Genomic DNA, 3,784 nt, shown 5'->3' on the forward strand with positions numbered 1-3,784 from the left:
GGATGCAGCAAGCATCAGCCAGCTGTTTGGTTTCCATCTCATCAGCGTCGTTCAGCCCGCTACTACTGCAATTATCAATGGAAGGATAAAAGCTGGCCTTTCGAAAGGAGAGCTGGAATTTATCACCTCTCAGGATAATTCGATTCACAAAGCAAGCCGAAGAGATCTGGCAGGCTTGATCAGCCACGAATATTCGGGAGGGACCACCGTGGCAGCCACTATGATGATTGCGGCCATGGTTGGGATACGGATAATGGCCACTGGTGGTATTGGCGGTGTCCATAAGCAGGGCGAAAAGACCCTCGATATTTCCGCTGATCTGATCGAGCTGGGTCGAACTCCTGTTGCCGTGGTTTGTGGTGGCCCCAAAGCGATTCTGGACCTGACGAAAACCCTTGAATTTCTCGAAACCCACGGCGTTCCGGTTATTGGCTACCAGACTGACAGACTACCCGCCTATTACAGCCGTGACTCTGACTTGTCGGTTGACTTCAGCGTCAATTCTGCCAAACAGGCGGCTCATCTTATTGAGTGTCAGCTCACTCTGCCAGCGTGCGGAGGCTTGTTGATCTGCAACCCGCTCCCCAAAGAATACGCAATACCCTGGGAAGACGTCTCTCCCAAAGTCGATGATGCTGTTTACCATGCAGAGAAACAAGGCATACACGGTAAAGCCCTGACACCCTTCCTGCTTGAGCACCTCTACCAGCATCATGGTGAGCAGCTGCTGCTGGCGAATCTTTCCATGCTCAGAAATAACACCCGGCTGGCGGCCATGATTGCCCGCCAATTCAATTAATCACTGTAACATCAGGATTGACTGAGCGACCCGACTCAGAACCATGTCGGGCTGCTATCCATTCAAGATCCGTTATGCAAGAATACTTTTCTAAATTCTTTGACTCCATTTATCAGAAATCATTTACATGCCCGATATTTTCGTAGCCGATTATTCGAACCCCGACCATGGCCAGGCCATTATTGAGTTACTCGACCACTATGCCAAAGACCCAATGGGCGGAGGAATGCCATTAAGCACCTTCGCCAGGGGACATCTGATTCAGGAATTAGCAAAACGTCCTTTTGCATTCTCTGTCCTCTGTCTGGTTGATGGGCAACCAGCCGCTCTGGCTAACTGCCTGGAAGGATTTTCCACTTTTGCCTGCAAACCACTGATCAACATCCATGATGTGGTCGTTAATGAGTCATTCAGAGGTCAGAGCCTTTGCAGAAAACTTTTTGAAAAAGTTGAGCAAGTTGCCATAGAAAAAGGGTGTTGCAAAATCACTCTGGAAGTACTGCAAGGCAACCCTGTAGCACAGGCCGCTTACCGGAAGTTGGGCTTCGCAGGTTACGCACTGGATGAACACCTCGGACACGCCTTGTTCTGGGAGAAAAAACTCTGACTTTTCACCTTTCGCTCAAAGGAACAGATATGTCTGGAAAGTACGTTAAAATTGGCCAGAAAAATCGCCTGAAAGTCGTCGATAAAGCAGGCTTCGGTGTATTTCTGGATGGTAGACAGTTTGATGAAATCCTGCTACCCAAAAGACATGTGCCTACAGACTGCACTATTGGGGATGAACTGGATGTCTTTGTCTACCTGGACTCCGAAGACCATCTGATCGCAACGACAGAGACACCTCTGGCCTCTATTGGTGAGTTTGCTGCCCTGCAAGTCAAAGAAGTCAACCAGATTGGCGCCTTTCTCGACTGGAATCTGGGCAAGGATCTACTGGTACCGTTTCGTGAACAAAAAACCCGCATGCGTGAAGGCGGGCGCTATGTTGTTTATCTCTATCAGGATGAACAGACAAAACGCATAGTCGGATCCTCCAAGCTGCACAAGTTTATTGATCGCTCAGCAGGAGAGTATCAAAACAGCCAACCTGTATCCCTCCTGATTCACGACAAAACCGACCTTGGCTACATGGCGATTATCAACAACAAACATCAGGGACTGCTTTTCAGTCAGGAAGTAAACGACTCAGTCAAACTGGGTGATAAAGTACAAGGCTATATCAAGCGTATCAGACCGGATGGGAAAATTGACCTCTGTCTGAAAAAGCCCGGCTTTGACCAAAAAGCGATGGACTCTCTCAGCCAGCAGATCATGGACAAGCTGGAAGCCGCCGGAGGTTTTCTTCCCATGAACGATAAAACCGATCCTGCTGAAATAAAACGGGCCTTTGGAGCCAGCAAACGTGCTTTCAAAATGGCACTGGGTGGATTATACAAGCAGCGTCTTATTCAAATTGAAGCATCAGGTATCCGTAGCTGTCAGTGATTAACCTTCTGACTGCAAACTTTCTATAGCCTGAAAGATGCTGGAAAAATCTTTCTTGCCCATCCCCCCGGAAACATGGCGGTTATAGAGAGAATAAGCAAGGCCACCCAGAGGCGTAACGGCCTCACTGCCACTGGCAGCCGCCATTGCCAACTCAAGATCTTTCAACATCAGTTCACTCATAAAGCCCGGCTCATAGTCTCTGGAAGCCGGAGCATTCGCCATCAGTCCAGGACATGGGTTATACACCTCCAGAACCCAGTTTTTACCCGAGCTGGCCAGCATGATGTCAGAAAGTACGGCAGGATCGAGGCCATTTTTAGCGCCAAGATTAAGCGCCTCTGAGGTACCTATCATCGAGATAGACAGCAACATATTATTACAGGCTTTAGCCACCTGACCCGCACCTGGCCCACCCGCCAGAAAGACATTTTCCCCCATATCCAGCAGTAAAGGTTTCACCTTTTCAAACACTTCAGGATTGGCTGCCCCGCACATAAACGACAGAGTACCTGCTGCCGCGCCGGCAACGCCACCGGACACCGGCGCATCCACCATTGACTTCCCTTTCTCGACGGCAGCCGCCGATAACTTTCTGGCGGTATCCGCATCAATAGTACTGGTGTCGACAAGAATGGCAGAGGCCGGAGCAGAATCCAGCAACCCCTGATCCAGATAAAGACTTTCCACATGCTTGCCAGCGGGCAACATTGAAATAACGAACTCAGCCCCGGAACATGCCTGCTCTGCACTGCCCGAAGCTTTTGCTCCCAAAGCGGTCAGAGCATTGACTGCCTCAGGAACAAGGTCAAATACACTCACATCATGACCACCCCTGACCAGATTAGCTGCCATGGGCGCTCCCATATTGCCAAGGCCGATAAACGCAACCGTTGCCATAATCCGCACTCCCGAGTGTTTGTTGTTGTCATCTCAGCACAATTAAACAGAGTAGTACGTTTATAATATGCAGGATTACGACTAAAACTAAAACCTGTGTATTTCATGCTGTGAAGACGGCTTCAATGCGTCAGAACCCCTCATTAAAGCCTACTCACTGAACACTTTTCACACGGCCAGGCCAGACGAGACTGCACTTCAGAATGCACTCATCTGCATGTATACAATGCTGATACTTCTGACAATGCCTCTGAGGAAGGTGAATATTCCGGTCGCATACCCTTTAGAGATACAGTTACTGTTTTTTTGTCGAGTACGAATAAATAGCATGTAATTAATTACATCATTGTCTTGATTATCCGGAACAAGATGCACACAATCCGCCAATCATAGTTATTTGTTGTAAACTAAACACGATGCGCAAGTACGAAGATTCTCTACCACTCAAGTTACTCAAGGCCAGAGAGGCAGCCATGAGCTTCTTCCGTCCCATGCTGCAGGAGCACTCCATTACTGAACAGCAATGGAGAGTGATGCGGGTTCTGAACGACGCTGATGAGATGGAAACCAAACAGCTGGCTGATGCTTGCTGCATCC

4 protein-coding genes and 1 pseudogene are annotated in these 3,784 nt (G+C 48.9%); 4 read left to right on the forward strand and 1 reads right to left on the reverse strand.

Going from position 1 to position 3,784, the window contains the following annotated elements:
- From KDK16_RS08275 to KDK16_RS08285, 3 genes are all read left to right on the forward strand, one after another.
- Positions 1 to 799 (forward strand): pseudouridine-5'-phosphate glycosidase (locus KDK16_RS08275; RefSeq protein WP_257275572.1); only part of this gene is annotated, 799 nt, incomplete at its 5' end.
- A 127-nt stretch (positions 800 to 926) separates the two neighbouring features.
- Positions 927 to 1,406, forward strand: coding sequence for a GNAT family N-acetyltransferase (locus KDK16_RS08280; protein WP_257275573.1), 480 nt, complete (start codon positions 927 to 929; stop codon positions 1,404 to 1,406).
- A gap of 29 nt (positions 1,407 to 1,435) precedes the next feature.
- On the forward strand, positions 1,436 to 2,287 hold the full coding sequence (locus KDK16_RS08285) for a S1 RNA-binding domain-containing protein (protein WP_257275574.1): 852 nt from the start codon (positions 1,436 to 1,438) through the stop codon (positions 2,285 to 2,287).
- Here KDK16_RS08285 and mmsB read toward each other — a convergent pair whose 3' ends face one another.
- Complete coding sequence (mmsB, locus tag KDK16_RS08290; protein ID WP_257275575.1) at positions 2,288 to 3,187, reverse strand: 3-hydroxyisobutyrate dehydrogenase; 900 nt, start codon at positions 3,185 to 3,187, stop codon at positions 2,288 to 2,290.
- Positions 3,188 to 3,603: 416 nt separating this feature from the next.
- Here mmsB and KDK16_RS08295 point away from each other — a divergent pair.
- Positions 3,604 to 3,784, forward strand: a pseudogene (locus tag KDK16_RS08295) (homoprotocatechuate degradation operon regulator HpaR); the annotation flags it as partial.

Source organism: Endozoicomonas sp. SESOKO4, assembly GCF_024606275.1.